Source organism: Dactylosporangium sp. NPDC048998 (assembly GCF_043197855.1).
Classification (GTDB): domain Bacteria; phylum Actinomycetota; class Actinomycetes; order Mycobacteriales; family Micromonosporaceae; genus Dactylosporangium.
In genome coordinates, this window is record NZ_JBICTV010000006.1 from 431,283 (window position 1) to 444,890 (window position 13,608).

General features: G+C 71.5%; 14 protein-coding genes and 2 pseudogenes. 11 read left to right on the top strand and 5 right to left on the bottom strand.

Annotated features, from left to right (window positions below; all coding sequences use genetic code 11):
- The first annotated feature begins 38 nt into the window (after positions 1-38).
- From ACGFI8_RS18690 to ACGFI8_RS18715, 6 genes and pseudogenes are all read left to right on the top strand, one after another.
- Positions 39-620, top strand: a pseudogene (locus tag ACGFI8_RS18690) (IS607 family transposase).
- Entirely contained in the window at positions 617-2,002 is a 1,386-nt protein-coding gene (tnpB, locus tag ACGFI8_RS18695; RefSeq protein WP_392806369.1) for an IS607 family element RNA-guided endonuclease TnpB, read from the top strand. Before ACGFI8_RS18690 ends, tnpB begins: the two are co-directional and overlap by 4 nt.
- A 121-nt stretch (positions 2,003-2,123) precedes the next feature.
- Positions 2,124-2,460, top strand: a pseudogene (locus tag ACGFI8_RS18700) (TerC family protein); the annotation flags it as partial.
- A gap of 230 nt (positions 2,461-2,690) precedes the next feature.
- Entirely contained in the window at positions 2,691-2,948 is a 258-nt protein-coding gene (locus ACGFI8_RS18705; RefSeq protein WP_392806371.1) for a hypothetical protein, read from the top strand.
- 224 nt (positions 2,949-3,172) lie between these two features.
- A complete protein-coding gene (locus ACGFI8_RS18710) occupies positions 3,173-3,697 on the top strand; it encodes a HAMP domain-containing protein (protein ID WP_392806373.1) in 525 nt (174 codons plus the stop codon).
- On the top strand, positions 3,664-4,314 hold the full coding sequence (locus tag ACGFI8_RS18715; RefSeq protein WP_392806375.1) for a methyl-accepting chemotaxis protein: 651 nt from the start codon (positions 3,664-3,666) through the stop codon (positions 4,312-4,314). The genes ACGFI8_RS18710 and ACGFI8_RS18715 overlap by 34 nt, the downstream gene beginning before the upstream one ends.
- 26 nt (positions 4,315-4,340) lie before the next feature.
- Here the strand turns inward: ACGFI8_RS18715 and ACGFI8_RS18720 are convergent, their stop codons facing one another.
- Positions 4,341-4,679, bottom strand: coding sequence for an Imm51 family immunity protein (locus ACGFI8_RS18720; protein WP_392806376.1), 339 nt, complete (start codon positions 4,677-4,679; stop codon positions 4,341-4,343).
- A gap of 285 nt (positions 4,680-4,964) precedes the next feature.
- On the opposite strand from ACGFI8_RS18720, the gene manD reads away from it, so the two are divergent.
- Together manD and ACGFI8_RS18730 are read left to right on the top strand one after the other, a co-directional pair.
- A complete protein-coding gene (gene manD / locus ACGFI8_RS18725) occupies positions 4,965-6,164 on the top strand; it encodes a D-mannonate dehydratase ManD (RefSeq protein ID WP_392806378.1) in 1,200 nt (399 codons plus the stop codon).
- Positions 6,165-6,271: 107 nt separating this feature from the next.
- Complete coding sequence (locus ACGFI8_RS18730; protein WP_392806380.1) at positions 6,272-7,132, top strand: NAD(P)-dependent oxidoreductase; 861 nt, start codon at positions 6,272-6,274, stop codon at positions 7,130-7,132.
- A 19-nt stretch (positions 7,133-7,151) separates the two neighbouring features.
- On the opposite strand, the gene ACGFI8_RS18735 is transcribed toward ACGFI8_RS18730, so the two are convergent.
- Together ACGFI8_RS18735 and ACGFI8_RS18740 are read right to left on the bottom strand one after the other, a co-directional pair.
- The gene (locus ACGFI8_RS18735; protein WP_392806381.1) at positions 7,152-8,144 is read right to left on the bottom strand and encodes a cytochrome d ubiquinol oxidase subunit II; all 993 of its coding nucleotides are present in this window, start codon (positions 8,142-8,144) and stop codon (positions 7,152-7,154) included.
- Entirely contained in the window at positions 8,141-9,502 is a 1,362-nt protein-coding gene (locus tag ACGFI8_RS18740; RefSeq protein WP_392806383.1) for a cytochrome ubiquinol oxidase subunit I, read from the bottom strand. The genes ACGFI8_RS18735 and ACGFI8_RS18740 overlap by 4 nt, the downstream gene beginning before the upstream one ends.
- 195 nt (positions 9,503-9,697) lie before the next feature.
- Between ACGFI8_RS18740 and cbiM the strand changes: the two genes are divergently transcribed.
- The 3 genes from cbiM to ACGFI8_RS18755 are packed head-to-tail and all read left to right on the top strand — an operon-like array spanning position 9,698 to position 12,491.
- A complete protein-coding gene (gene cbiM / locus ACGFI8_RS18745) occupies positions 9,698-10,792 on the top strand; it encodes a cobalt transporter CbiM (RefSeq protein WP_392806384.1) in 1,095 nt (364 codons plus the stop codon).
- On the top strand, positions 10,789-11,715 hold the full coding sequence (gene cbiQ, locus ACGFI8_RS18750) for a cobalt ECF transporter T component CbiQ (protein WP_392806385.1): 927 nt from the start codon (positions 10,789-10,791) through the stop codon (positions 11,713-11,715). Before cbiM ends, cbiQ begins: the two co-directional genes overlap by 4 nt.
- Complete coding sequence (locus ACGFI8_RS18755) at positions 11,712-12,491, top strand: energy-coupling factor ABC transporter ATP-binding protein (RefSeq protein ID WP_392806387.1); 780 nt, start codon at positions 11,712-11,714, stop codon at positions 12,489-12,491. The genes cbiQ and ACGFI8_RS18755 overlap by 4 nt, the downstream gene beginning before the upstream one ends.
- Before the next feature lie 37 nt (positions 12,492-12,528).
- Here ACGFI8_RS18755 and ACGFI8_RS18760 read toward each other — a convergent pair whose 3' ends face one another.
- Entirely contained in the window at positions 12,529-12,921 is a 393-nt protein-coding gene (locus tag ACGFI8_RS18760; protein ID WP_392806389.1) for a Rid family detoxifying hydrolase, read from the bottom strand.
- A gap of 56 nt (positions 12,922-12,977) precedes the next feature.
- A partial coding sequence (locus ACGFI8_RS18765) for an IclR family transcriptional regulator (protein WP_392806390.1) occupies positions 12,978-13,608 on the bottom strand: 631 nt, incomplete at its 5' end.

Below are 13,608 nucleotides of genomic sequence, written 5' to 3' on the forward strand. Positions count from 1 at the left end.
GACATCTTTGGTGCTCTCTGTGGCTCTATGATGCTCGTGTGAATTTGAAGGAATGGGCGGCGTCGCAGGGCATCGCGTACATCACCGCGCGGCGGCAGTACGCGGCCGGGACGCTGCCCGTTCCGACCTACCGGCTCGGGCGCCTGATCATGGTGGGTGAGCCGCTCGCTGCGGCACCGGCCGCGTCGAAGCAGGTCGTGGTGTACGCGCGGGTGTCATCGGCTGATCAGCGCGCCGACCTGGACCGGCAGGTCGCCCGGATCACCACGTGAGCCACGGGCCAGGGCCTCGTGGTATCGCGGGTGGTGACCGAGGTTGGTTCCGCGCTCGACGGGCGCCGCAGGAAGTTCCTCGGCCTGCTGCGCGATCCGCAGGTGTCGACGATCGTGGTCGAGCATCGGGACCGGTTCGGCGCCGAGTATGTCGAGGCCGCGCTCGCCGCGCAGGGCCGCCGTCTGCTCGTGGCCGATCCGGCCGAAGTGGTCGACGACCTGGTAGGTGACGTGACCGAGATCCTGACGTCGTTGTGCGCTCGCCTGTACGGCCGGGGTGCGGCTGCCGACCGGGCGCGTCGTGCCGTCGAAGCGATCACCGGGCCGGCGCAGGACGACCCGTCGTGAAGACGGTGCAGGCGTACCGGTTCGCTCTGGACCTGTCCCCGTCGCAGCAACGGGCGGTGCTCGCGCACGCCGGTGCGGCCCGGGTGGCGCACAACTGGGCGCTTACCCGGGTCAGGGCCGTCATGGACCAGCGGGCTGCGGAACGCACCTACGGCGTGCCGGAGGAACAGCTCACCCCGATGCTGGGGTGGTCGCTGCCCGCGCTGCGGAAGGCGTGGAACGCCGCGAAGGCCGACGTCGCCCCGTGGTGGGCGGAGTGCTCCAAAGAAGCGTTCAACACCGGGCTCGACGCGCTCGCGCGGGCACTGAAGAACTGGACCGACTCGCGTTGCGGCAAGCGCGGTGGGCGGCCGGTCGGGTTCCCCCGGTTCAAGTCGCGGCGCCGTTCGACGCAGGCGGTGCGGTTCACCACCGGTGCGATCCGGGTTGAGCCCGACCGCAAGCATGTGGTGCTGCCCCGGCTGGGCCGGTTGAAGCTGCACGAGTCCGCGCGCAAGCTCGCCCGTCGCCTGGACGCGGGCACCGCCCGGATCATGTCGGCTACGGTGCGCCGCGACGGTGGCCGCTGGCATGTGGCGTTCTGCGTCGAGGTCGACCGCGCCCAGCAGGGCCAGCGCCTGCCGGACGCGACGGTCGGTGTGGACGTCGGGATCAAGTATCTTGCGGTGCTGTCGACCGGCGAACTCGTGCCCAACGCACGCCACCTCGACGCCGCGCAGCAACGGCTGCGCAGCCTCGGCCGTCGCCTGTGCCGGCGGCAGGGCCCGGACCGGCGCACCGCACAGCGCCCGTCGAACCGGTGGCGCCGCGCACAGACCCAGCTCGGGCGGGCGCACGCGCGGGTGACGAATCTGCGCCGTGACGGCCTGCACAAGCTCACCACCCGCCTGGCCCGCACATACGGCACGATCGTGGTGGAAGACCTCAACGTGGCCGGGATGCTGCGCAACCGGCGGCTGGCCCGGCGCATCGCCGATGCCGGGTTCGCCGAGCTGCGCCGGCAACTGGCGTACAAGAGCGCATGGCGCGGCGGACGACTCGTCACAGCCGACCGCTGGTATCCGTCCTCGAAGACCTGCTCGGGCTGCGGCGCGGTGAAAGCCAAACTCGCCCTGGCCGAGCGCATCTACACCTGCACCACCTGCGGCCTCGTCCTGGACCGGGACGTCAACGCAGCGCGCAACCTCGCCGCACTCGCGGGTGAGGCGACAACCGCCGGGAGTGGCCCGGTGGCAGGACGTGGAGCCGACCGTAAGACCCGCCCCGGCGGGCCGGTGGCTGTGAAGCGTCAACCCGGCACCGCCCCGGCGGGTCAGACCGGGACCGTCCCACCGCAAGGCGGGACTACCCATCAGATGCTCGATCTCGATAGAGCACGCTGAAAAGGTAACGGAGTACCTCAGCAGGTCGAGAGCAAGCTGCCCGCGCGGCTCCCGGGCGGCCGCCCGCATCGGCGGGTGAGGGAGACCTCGAACGAGCACCGCTGCGTTCGAGGGAGCCTCCATGCCCACGCAATCCATCGCGTCGCCCGAGCTGTGGACGGTCACCGTCGCCGTGCTGCTAATTAGGGCTGCTGGCGCTCGACTTCGTCCTGACCCGCCGGCCGCACGACGTGCCGATGCGGGAGGCGGTGGCCTGGAGCGTCTTCTACCTTGCCCCGTCGGTCGGGTTCGGCGCGTACGTCTGGCTGGGCCACGGCGGCACCACCAGTGTCGAGTTCCTCACCGGTTACGTGGTGGAGAAGTCGCTGTCGGTCGACAACCTGTTCGCCTTCATGCTGCTGCTGGGCGTATTCGCCGTACCGGGGCTGCTCGCGCAGCGCGTCCTGCTCTACGGCATCGGTCGTGGGTGCCGGACGTGCCGACGCCGCTGTCCCTGCTGGTGATCGCGGTGGCGGTGGCGGTGGCGGTGGCGGTGACCAGCCTGCGCTCGCGGCAGACGACCGTGACGCCGTGACATGCCCGCATTTTCTGACGTTTTCCTTCGACCCGGCGAGGCGGAGCCGATTGGGTGCAGGAGTGCCCGACAAGTGCCGGACAAGGTGGGTCAGGAGGCTCGGCGAACATTGACGTGCTGCGGCGGACGCGGGTCGTCACGCGGTTGGTGGTCAGATTTCTCGTCGTCTCGCTCTGTATGGTCGCAATCTGGCTGGCGGCGATCGCGTCCGCGCGTGAGACCCGGGGCACCGCCGGGCATCTGTCGGCCGCGCAGGCGCAGCTGTTCGCGGCCGAGCAGCTGAAGTTCCGGATCACCGACGTCGGGGTGGCAGGCGGGGTACGCGTTCGACATCGTGCGCGGCGTGCCCGGCGCCACCGACGACACGGCTGAGACGCGGCCCGCGTTCCTGCAGTCGATGCGGGACTTCAGCGCCGAGCTCGACGCGATGGCGAGGCTGCCGCTGTCGGCGAGACCAGGGCGCCGTGCGGACGATCCGGGCCGCGTACACCGACTTCGTCGCCCTTGACGACCGGGGGTCATCGCGGCCTACCGGGCTGGCACGCCCACGCAGACCCAGGTGGCGAACGACCTCGTCGTGGGGCGAGGGCCTGGACGTGTACGGGCGGGTGGCCGGCGGCGTCGACCAGCTCCTGACGAGCGCGCAGCAGCGGGCCGCCACCGCCAAGGCGCCCGCGCGCTCGTCGGCGACCCGGACCAGCCGACTCGCGAACGTCGTGGGCAGCATCGCGCTCGTGCTGTCGATCATCCTGGCCGTCGCGCTGTCGCTGTCCGTCATCCGGCCGCTGCGGACGATCGGCGACCGGCTGGCGGACATCGCCGAGGGCGAGGGCGACCTGGCCCGCCGGCTCGTGGCCCGCGGCAACGACGAGTTCACAGACGTAAGCCGGATGTTCAACACGTTCGTCGACAAGATCACCGCGACGGTACGCGCGATTGGCGGGTCGGCCTCGACGGTCGCGTCGGCCAGCGAGAAGCTGACCGACACCTCGACCCGGATCATGACCAGCGCTCAGCGCTCAGCGCCCAGCGGACGTCGGCGCGATCGAAGCGGATCGTGGCCTCGGCCGGCGAGGTGTCCGACAACGTGCGGACGGTCGCGACCGGCGCCGAGGAGATGAGCGCCTCGATCCAGGAGATCTCCGGTACCGCGGCGGAGGCGGCCCGGGTCGGCGGGCGCACGGCCGAGCTGATCCAGTCGGCGTTCGACCTGATCGGCCGTCTGTCCGGGTCGAGCTGGCAGATCGGCGACGTCGTCAAGGTCATCACCGACATCGCCGACCAGACCAACCTGCTCGCGCTCAACGCGACCATCGAGGCGGCCCGGGCGGGCAAGGCCGGCAAGGGCTTCGCCGTCGTCGCCAACGAGGTGAAGGACCTGGCACAGGAGACCGGCCGGGCCACCGGCGACATCGCCGCGAAGGTGCGGAGCATCCAGGCCGACACCGCGGCCGCGACGGAGGCGATCAACCAGATCGTCGAGATCACCGGCCGGCTCGGCGACTACCAGACCACGATCGCGGCGGCCGTGGAGCAGCAGACCGCGACCACGAACGAGATGAGTCGCAACATCTCCCGGGCCGCCGCCGGCTCGGCCGGCATCGCCGCGGACATCTCCACTATCTCCGACGCGGCGCGCGTCGCCACCGGCGGCGTCGAGGACACCCGGGCCGCGTCGGAGGAGCTGTCCGCGATGAGCCGCGAGCTGCACGGCCCGTTCGGCCAGTTCCGCGGGTGAGGGTGGCCTGGTGCGCCCGGCGTGCATCAGTCGTCGAACTCGAAGCCTTCCGCCTCCGCCGTGCGCACCAGGCGGCGGACGCGGTCGGCGTCGGTCGCCACGCCGGCCATCACGGTGCCGAGCTCCTCCAGGGCCGCGCGGTCGGTGCCGTACGCACAGAACATGCCGCCCTCCGGGTCGTAGCGGAACCGGCCGTCGAGGCCCGGCGTCTCGTGCGCGACCAGGAACCGCGCGACGCCCTCCCAGAAGTACCCGTTCGGCTCGTGTCCCAGCTCGGACACCACCGGGTCGACGTCGGTCGTGCCGGCGTTGAGCAGCAGCGAGTACTTCCCGGCACCGGTCTCGATCAGCTTCAGCGGATGCACCGGCGTAGCCTGGCACGTCCCCGCCCAGGCGGGCAACGACCGCGAGGCTTTCAACCTAGTTTCCTAGGATGGGATACAGGCCGTGACCGCGGTCGTCGTTCGTGTTCTCGCGGTCGGGTGGCACGAATCGGGGAGCCGCGCGGATCGTGCGGTCGGTACGGTCGCGCGCATGGACGAGATCGACACCTATGATCCTTACGGCGGGGCCGAGGACTTCGACTGCAGCGAGCTGTTCTCCGACACCGTCGGCTGCGGCGAGGACGGCGGCTTCGACGGGACACGTACATGATCATCGACAGGGCCGAAGTCATCGTCACCAGCCCGGACCGCAACTTCGTGACGCTCAAGCTGACCACCGGCGACGGGCTCACCGGCCTCGGCGACGCCACGCTCAACGGGCGGGAGCTGGCCGTGGTCGCCTACCTGCGCGACCATGTCGTGCCGCTGCTGCTCGGCCGGGACGCCGGGCGGATCGAGGACACCTGGCAGCTGCTGTACCGCGGCGCGTACTGGCGGCGCGGGCCGGTGACGATGGCCGCGATCGCCGCCGTCGACGTGGCGCTGTGGGACATCAAGGCCAAGGCGGCCGGGATGCCGCTCTACCAGCTGCTGGGCGGCGCTTCGCGCACCGGGCTGCTGGCCTACGGCCACGCTTCCGGCAGTGACCTGCCGGAGCTGTTCGACAGCGTGCGCCGGCATCGGGAGCTCGGGTATCGGGCGATCCGCATCCAGACCGGAGTGCCCGGGCTGAAGGTCGTCTACGGCATCGCGTCCAACGGCACGGCCGAGGCCGACGCGCTGCCGGTCGAGGAGGACTGGGACACCCGCGCCTACCTGCGGCACCTGCCGGCGGTGTTCGAGGCGGTCCGCAACGAGTTCGGGCCGGAGCTGCCGCTGCTGCACGACGCGCACCACCGGCTCACCCCGATCCAGGCGGCACGGCTGGGCCAGTCGCTGGAGCCGTACGACCTGTTCTGGCTCGAGGACTGCACGCCCGCGGAGAACCAGGAGGCGCTGCGGCTGGTGCGCCGGCACACCGTCACGCCGCTGGCGATCGGGGAGGTGTTCAACACCGTCTTCGACTACCAGCAGATCATCCGCGAGCAGCTGATCGACTACGTGCGCGGCGCGGTGACGCACACGGGCGGGATCACGCACCTGCGGAAGGTCCTCGACTTCGCCGCGCAGTACCAGATCAAGTCCGGGATGCACGGCCCGGCCGACATCTCCCCGGTCGGCATGGCCGCCGCCCTGCACCTGGGGCTGGCCATCCACAACTTCGGCATCCAGGAGTACATGATGCACGGCGCGCGGACCGACCAGGTCTTCCAGCAGTCGTTCACCTGGTCCGGCGGGTTGCTGCACCCGGGGGAGCGGCCCGGCATCGGGGTCGAGCTCGACGTCGACGAGGCGGGTAAGTACCCGTACGTGCGAGCGTACCTGCCGTACAACCGCCTCGCCGACGGCACCGTGCACGACTGGTAGCGGCGTGCGCGGGGCTCGCTCAAGACCGTGGCCGCGGAGGTGATGCGGGCGCTCCAGGGATGATCATCGCGGGGTTTGGTGGCGGGTCGCCCGGGTAGCCGCGGCCCATGGACATCGCTGTGCTCGGTATGGGCAACATGGGCCGCGCGCTCGCCGCGCGGCTGCTGCAGGGTGAGCATCGGGTGCGGGTGTGGAACCGCACGCGGGGACGGGCCGCCGACGTCGTGGCCACGGGCGCGCAGGAGGTGGCGACGGTGGCCGACGCCGTACTCGGCGCGGACGCCGCGATCACCATGCTCGCCAACGACGACGCCGTGCGGTCGGTGGCTCTCGGGCCGCTGCGGGAGGCGCTGGAGGAGCAGGCCGTCTACATGGACTGCTCCACGGTCTCGCCGAGCCTCAGCGCGGAGCTGGCAGCCGCGTTCCCGGGCCGGTATCTCGCCGTGCCGATCCTGGGCAACCCGGTCGCCGTGCGGGCGGGCCAGGCGATCCTGCTCGCCGGCGGCGACCGCGTCCTCGTCGACCGGCTGCGCCCGGTCCTGGCGGCGCTGTCGCCGGCGGTGCGCCGGTACGACAACGCGTCCCTGGCCGGCGCGGCGAAGCTGGCCTCCAACCTGCTGCTGTTGTCGGAGGTCGTGGCGCTGGCCGAGTCGGTCGCGGTCGGCCGGGCCGGCGGCCTGTCCGACGAGCAGCTGCGGGACCTGCTCGGCGACAGCCCGCTCGTGGAGGGGGTCCGCAACCGCTTCGAGGACGTGCTCACCGGCGCCCGGGACACGTGGTGGAGCAACGCGCTCGGGGCGAAGGATGCCCGGCTGGCCGTCGAGCTGGCCCGGGGCGCCAATGTGGAGCTGCCCGACGCGGACACGGTGTACCGGCGCTACGAGGCCGCGTCGGCGGCGGGCCTGGCCGACGCGGACATCGCCGCCGTCGCCGAGCTCTACCGCCGCCCGGCGGCCCCGGTCGGCTGAGCCGCTCGCGCGGCGGCCTTCAGGCGCCGAGGTCGCCGGTCTGGTGGAGGGCGAACAGCAGCGCCAGCGACGGCACGACGAGCGCCAGCGCGGCGGCGGCCACGACGGTCAACGCCCACAGGGTCGGTGCCGGCGCGGCGGCCTGGGCGATGGTGAGGTGGTTGCCGAGCAGGTACGGGTACTGTGCCACGCCCCAGCCGGCCACGACCGTCGCCGCCGCGCCGACCGCGGATGCCTGCGCCACGCGTGGCGGGGCGTGGCGCAGCAGCGTCAGCGACCCCAGGCCGCACACGGCGGAGATGATCATGAGTGGCAGCCCGCGGGTGAGCAGGCCGTGCGTCAGGTGCGGCGAGTCGACGTACAGGACGCCGATCCCGGCCACGGCGACGACCCCGGCGGCCAGCGCGCCGATGCGGGCCCGGCGGGCGAAGTAGCGGCGCAGGCCGTGGTAGCCGCGCCGGCGCGCCTCGGCGGTGAGGAACACGGCCGCGACGAACGCGCACACGAGCACCGCGAGGACCCCGCCGAGCAGCGAGGTGGGGTTCAGCCAGCTGTACAGCGGGTCGCCGCCGCCGGTGGCCGGCACCCGCCCGGATGCGATGCCCCCGGCCACGGTGCCGAGGAAGAACGGGGTGAGCACGGAGGAGAACGCGAACGCGGCCCCGGCGGCGCGCTGGTGCTCGGTGGCGGTGAAGGCCTTGCGGAAGGCGAACCCGGAGCCGCGGGTGACCACGCCGAGGGCGGCCAGGCCCAGCGGCACGTAGAGGGTGGTGGTGATGGCGGCGAACGCGGCCGGGAACCCGGTCCACAGCATCACCAGGCAGAAGATCAGCCAGACGTGGTTGGCCTCCCACACGGGGGCGAGGACCAGGTCGATGAGGTGCCGCGGTGCGCGGCCGCGCCGGGCGCCGCCGGCGGTCAGGTCCCAGAACCCGGCGCCGTAGTCGGCGCCGCCCAGCACGGCGTAGGCGATGACGCCGATGAACAGCACCACAGCGGCGAAGGTGCTCATCCAGGCTCCTCGTCGTGGGGCGGGCCGTAGGGCACGTCGGGCGGGCCGGCGCCGCGCTCGTGCCAGCGGCGGCGCAGCACCCGCAGGGCGTGCACGGTCGCGGCGGCGACGGCGGCGTAGAGCAGCAGCGTCGCGGCGAAGAACAGCCACACGTCGCCGGAGCGCGTCACGGCGTCGCGGGTGAGCAGGTGCCCGACGACCGTCCAGGGCTGCCGGCCGACCTCGGTGACGACCCAGCCGGCCTCCAGCGCGATCACGACGAGGATCCCGGCGGCGATCGTGGCGCGCGGGAACCAGCGCCCGCCGGGCACGTCGCGGCGCCGCCACCACGTGAAGGCGAACCAGGCCGACAGCGCCAGCAGGTAGACGCCGATGCCGATCATGACGTCGAAGGCGAGGTGCACCACCGTGATCTCGTGGTCGGTCGGGCGCACCTCGACCGGTACCGCGTTCAGGCCGCGGATTTCGGTGCGGGGGAGGTATCCGGACAGGATCGACGCGCCGTCGGGGATCGGCAGGCCGAGGTGGACCTCGCCGTCGCGGTAGTAGCCGCCGAGGATCTCCGGCACGTGTGTGCCGGTTTCGGGGACCATCTCGATCGCGGCGAACTTCGCCGGTTCGCGGTGGAACACCTCGCGGGCGGCGATGTCGCCGACGACGATCTGTGCCGGCGTGATGATCGCTGCCACGGTCAGCGGGATGAGCAGCCCGAGCCGGGCGTGGCGGTCGGTGCGGTCGCGGTGCACGGCGCGGGCGTAGACCGCGGCGGTGAGGAAGCCGGCGACCATGTAGCCGGCCAGCAGCATGTGCAGTGCCTCATACCAGAACGCCCCGTTGAAGATGACGCCGAGCGGCCGTACGTCGGTCACCCGGCCGTCGCGCAGGGTGAACCCGGCCGGCTGGTTCATCCAGGCGTTGGCCGCGACGACCGACAGGGTGCCGCCGATGCCGGCGACCACGACCGGCACGCCGGCCCAGAAGTGCGCCCAGCTGCGGAGGCGGTCCCAGCCGTAGATGTACACCGCGATGAAGATCGCCTCGAGGAAGAAGAACAGCCCCTCGATCGCGAACGGGAAGCCGAACGCGGCCCCGAAGCGGCCCATGAGCCCCGGCCACAGCAGCCCCAGCTCGAACGACAGCACGGTGCCGGACACCGCGCCGACGGCGAAGAGCACCGCCGCGACGTGCGACCACTGCCGCGCCAGCCGCAGCGCCGCCGCATCGCCCCGGCGCAGCCCGCGGTACTCGGCGATCAGCATCAGGAACGTGAACGCCAGCCCGAAGGGGACCAGGATGATGTGGAATCCGAGCGTGAACGCCATCTGTTCGCGCGCGGGCAGCAGCTGTGACGGCTCCATTACACGGCGTCTACCGCCGTCAGCGCCGGCTAAACGCGCCACCCGACGTTCAGCCGGCGGGTCGGCGGTGTTCACGGTCCGGTGATGGCGGGTGATGATCTCGTCTCACGCATGCCATTTGTTCTTGCCAAGAACTTGCGATAGCAGCAGACTGCGGATAACGCCAAGGAGGCGCGTGACAGGGGGAAGGGTGTCATGCACATTCCGGACGGGTACCTGAGTCCGCAGACCAGCGCCGTGTTCGGCGTGGCGATGCTGCCGCTGTGGTGGCAGTCGGCCCGGCTGGTCAAGAAGGTCGTGAAGAGCCGCTACGTGCCGCTGGTGGCGCTCGGCGCGGCGTTCTCGTTCGTGGTGATGATGTTCAACATCCCGATCCCTGACGGCACGACCGCGCACGCGGTCGGCGGCGGGTTGATCGCGATCCTGTTGGGGCCGTGGGCGGCCTGCATAGCGGTGTCCATAGCCCTGCTCATCCAGGCGCTGTTCTTCGGCGACGGCGGCATCCTGGCGTTCCCGGCCAACGCGTTCAACATGGCCGTCGTGCTGCCGTTCGTCTCCTACTGGGTGTACCGGCTGCTGACCCGTAACACGGCGCTGACCTCCGGCCGGCGGGTCTGGGCCGGCGCCGTCGGCGCCTACGTCGGGCTCAACGTGTCGGCGCTGGCCGCCGCGATCGAGTTCGGTGTGCAGCCGGACCTGTTCCACAAGGCGGACGGCACGCCGCTGTACGCCCCGTTCCACCTGTCGCAGACGATCCCGGCGATGATGCTCGCCCACCTGGTCATCGCGGGCGTGGTCGAGGGCGTGCTCACCGGCGGGGTGGTCGCCTACCTGCAGCGGGCCAACGTGCCGCTGCTGCGGATCAACGCCCCCGAGGTGCCGCTGACGCAGGACGAGGTGACCCGCAAGCCCGTCAGCCCGGTCCGCGCCGCGCTGGTCACCCTCGGCATCATGGCCGTGATCAGCCCGCTCGGCCTGCTCGCGCCCGGCGGGGCGTTCGGCGAGGACGCCCCCGAGGACCTCGACCTGGCCAAGTACCACCTCAGCGCCGTGCCCGAGGGGCTGCAGAAGTACACCGACTTCTGGGGCAGCACCCTGCTGCCCGACTACGGCGGCGGCAGCTGGTGGCAGTACATCCTCTCGGCCCTCATCGGCGTGGTCGTCGTCGCCGCCCTCGTCTTCGGCATCACCTGGCTCATCGGCCGGCTGCGCGGCGGCGAGCGGGAGGCCGCCGACCTCGACACCCCGCCCGTGTCGTCCGTGTCGTCAACCAGCGCGGCCCGGTCATGACCACGACGCCGGCCTGGCTGTTGCAGAGCGAGGTCGGGCTGTGCCCGTGCGGCTGCATCGGCAAGCGGCGCAAGGGCAGCTTCGTCGCCAAGACCCTGGAGGGCGCCACCGGCGTCCTGCGCCAGGCGATCTTCTCCGAGGACATCGCGGCCGGCCGCGGGCTGCTGCAGCGGCTCGACCCGCGGGTCAAGCTGGTCACCATGATCGGCCTGCTTGTCGTGGTCGCGCTGGTGCACTCCTTGCCGTTGCTGGTCGGGGCCTATCTGGCCGTGGTCGCGCTCGCGGTCGCCTCCGGGCTGTCGCTGGGGTACTTCATCAAGCGGGTCTGGCTGTTCATCCCGATCTTCACCGGGATCGTCGTGCTGCCGGCCACGCTGTCGGTGGTGACACCGGGCGACGTGCTGCTGCCGCTGTGGCACTGGCACGGCCACACCCACGGCGTCACCGAGCAGGGGCTGCACGGCGCCGGGATCATCGTGGCCCGGGTGGCCACCTCGATCTCGCTCGTCGTGCTGCTCACCCTCACCACCCCGTGGGCGCGGCTGCTGGCCGCGCTGCGCGCGCTCGGGATACCGAAGATCTTCGTGCTCATCATCGGCATGGCCTACCGGTACCTCTTCCTGCTCCTCGACGCCGTCGACGACATGTACACCGCGCGCAAGGCCCGCACCCTCGTCGCCGGCACCGGCCGCGGCGAGGTCAAGTCGGGCCGCCGGTTCGTCGCCGCCGGCGCCGGTACCCTCTTCGGCAAGGCCCATCAGCTCTCCGAGGAGGTGCACCAGGCGATGACCGCGCGCGGCTACACCGGCAACGCCCGCACCCTCACCGGCTTCCGGCTGCGCGGCGTCGACATCGCGTTCACGCTGTTCGCCACCGCCCTGGCCGCGGCGATCCTGGTGGCCGACCACAAGGTGGGACGATGAGCACCGTCTTCGAGTGTCAGGACCTCCGTTACCGATACCTCGAACGCTTCACCGCCCTCGACGGCGTGAGCCTGCGCGTGGACCGCGGCGAGACGGTGGCCCTGCTGGGCGCCAACGGCTGCGGCAAGTCCACGCTGCTCAAGCTCCTCGACGGCCTGCTGTTCGCCGAGAGCGGCACGTTCACCGCGTTCGGCGAGGAGGTCACCGAGGACAAGCTCGAGGACGAGCAGTTCAACCACGGCTTCCGCGCCCGCGTCGGCTTCGTGTTCCAGAACTCCGACGCGCAGGTCTTCTCCCCGTCGGTACGCGAGGAGGTCGCCTTCGGCTGCCTGCAGCTCGGACTGGACCGCGACACCGCGAACACCCGCGTCGACGACGTCCTGGCCATGCTCGACATCGCCGACCTGGCCGACCGGGCCCCCTTCCAGCTCTCCGGCGGCCAGAAGAAGCGCGTCGCGATCGCGTCGGTGCTGGTCATGAACCCCGAGGTCCTGCTCTTCGACGAGCCGACCGCGGCACTGGACCCGCGCACCCAGTTCTGGCTCATCGAACTGCTGGAGCAGCTGCGGTCGGCCGGCAAGACCATCGTCCTGGCCACCCACGACCTGGACACCCTGCCCGACCTCGCCGACCGCTGCGTCGTCTTCAGCGAGCAGCACCGCGTGGTCGCCGACGCCCCGACCGCCACCGTCCTGGACGACCGCGACCTGCTGCTGTCCGCAAACCTGATCCACGCCCGCGCCGCGAACGCCCACCCCCGCACCAGCCGCCGGTAGCCACGGGCACGCTCGTCGAGATCGACGCCGTGCCCGTTCAGGCGGTGCGGTCGCCCTCCACCGCCGCCACGCAGTCGATCTCGACGAGCATGCCCGCGGCCAGCGCCGATCCCACGGTCGTGCGCACCGGGTAGGGCTCGGTCATCAGCCGGCGGTAGGTGCGGTCGAAGGCGGCGAAGTCGGCCAGGTCCGCCAGGTGCACGGTGACCTTCACGACCCGGTCGAGCGAGCTTCCGCCGGCCCGCAGCACCTCGTCGAGATTGCGCAGCACCAGGACGGTCTGCTCCTCGACGTCCCCGCCGACCAGTTCCCCGGTGGCCGGGTCGACCGGTCCCATCCCGGCGGTGAACAGCAGCCCGTTGACGAGCATTCCCTGCGAGTATGCCCCGGCCGGTGCGGGGGCCCGGTCGGTCCGAATCTGCTGCACCATGTCTTCGCCTTCCGATTGCGTGTCTGTTGTGGACGGACTCGGGGAGTCGCTGCCGGTCACTGGCCGTCGCCTTGCCAGCCGAGGTCGCGGGACATTGCCTGGCAGTGCCGGGTCAGCGTGTTGACCAGGTGGTCGCGGTGTGCCGGTCCCTCACCGAGGCGGACGCGGGGGATGGAGCAGCTCATCGCGGCCACCACCCGTCCGGTGGCGTCCCTGACCGGCACGGCGACGCAGAAGACGCCGGGGGTGTACTCGCCGTCGTCCTCGCCGAAGCCGCGCTCCCGGATTTCCTTGATCCGGTCGAAGAGTTGCTGTGGTGTGGCGATGGTGTGCTGGGTGAACTTGCGCATGGTCACGCCGTTGAGGCGGGCCTCGACGTCCGTCTGATCGAGGTGCGCCAGCAGCACCTTGCCGAGGCCGGTGGCGTAGGCGGGTAGTCGCATCCCGACCCGGGACACCAGCCGCAGTGGGTGGTCGGCCTCGACTTTGGCGATGTAGACGTTGTCGATGCCGTCGAGTACGGCCAGTTGTACGGTTTCGTTGAGTTCGTTGCGGGCCGCCCGTAGGTGTGGTTCGGCTCGGCCGGCGAGGCTGTCGAGGTAGGCGAAGCTTTGCGCGGTTTCCCAGACCCGTATCCCGATCCGGTAGCGGCGGCGTTGCTCGTCCAGGTAGATCCAGCCGCGGCCG

Bases quoted from the DNA above. Each gene is read 5' to 3' on its own strand.
- manD (WP_392806378.1), top strand. From the start codon at position 4,965: ATGATCATCGACAGGGCCGAAGTCATCGTCACCAGCCCGGACCGCAAC.
- ACGFI8_RS18730 (WP_392806380.1), top strand. From the start codon at position 6,272: ATGGACATCGCTGTGCTCGGTATGGGCAACATGGGCCGCGCGCTCGCC.
- ACGFI8_RS18735 (WP_392806381.1), bottom strand. From the start codon at position 8,144: ATGAGCACCTTCGCCGCTGTGGTGCTGTTCATCGGCGTCATCGCCTAC.
- ACGFI8_RS18740 (WP_392806383.1), bottom strand. From the start codon at position 9,502: ATGGAGCCGTCACAGCTGCTGCCCGCGCGCGAACAGATGGCGTTCACG.
- cbiM (WP_392806384.1), top strand. From the start codon at position 9,698: ATGCACATTCCGGACGGGTACCTGAGTCCGCAGACCAGCGCCGTGTTC.
- cbiQ (WP_392806385.1), top strand. From the start codon at position 10,789: ATGACCACGACGCCGGCCTGGCTGTTGCAGAGCGAGGTCGGGCTGTGC.
- ACGFI8_RS18755 (WP_392806387.1), top strand. From the start codon at position 11,712: ATGAGCACCGTCTTCGAGTGTCAGGACCTCCGTTACCGATACCTCGAA.
- ACGFI8_RS18760 (WP_392806389.1), bottom strand. From the start codon at position 12,921: ATGGTGCAGCAGATTCGGACCGACCGGGCCCCCGCACCGGCCGGGGCA.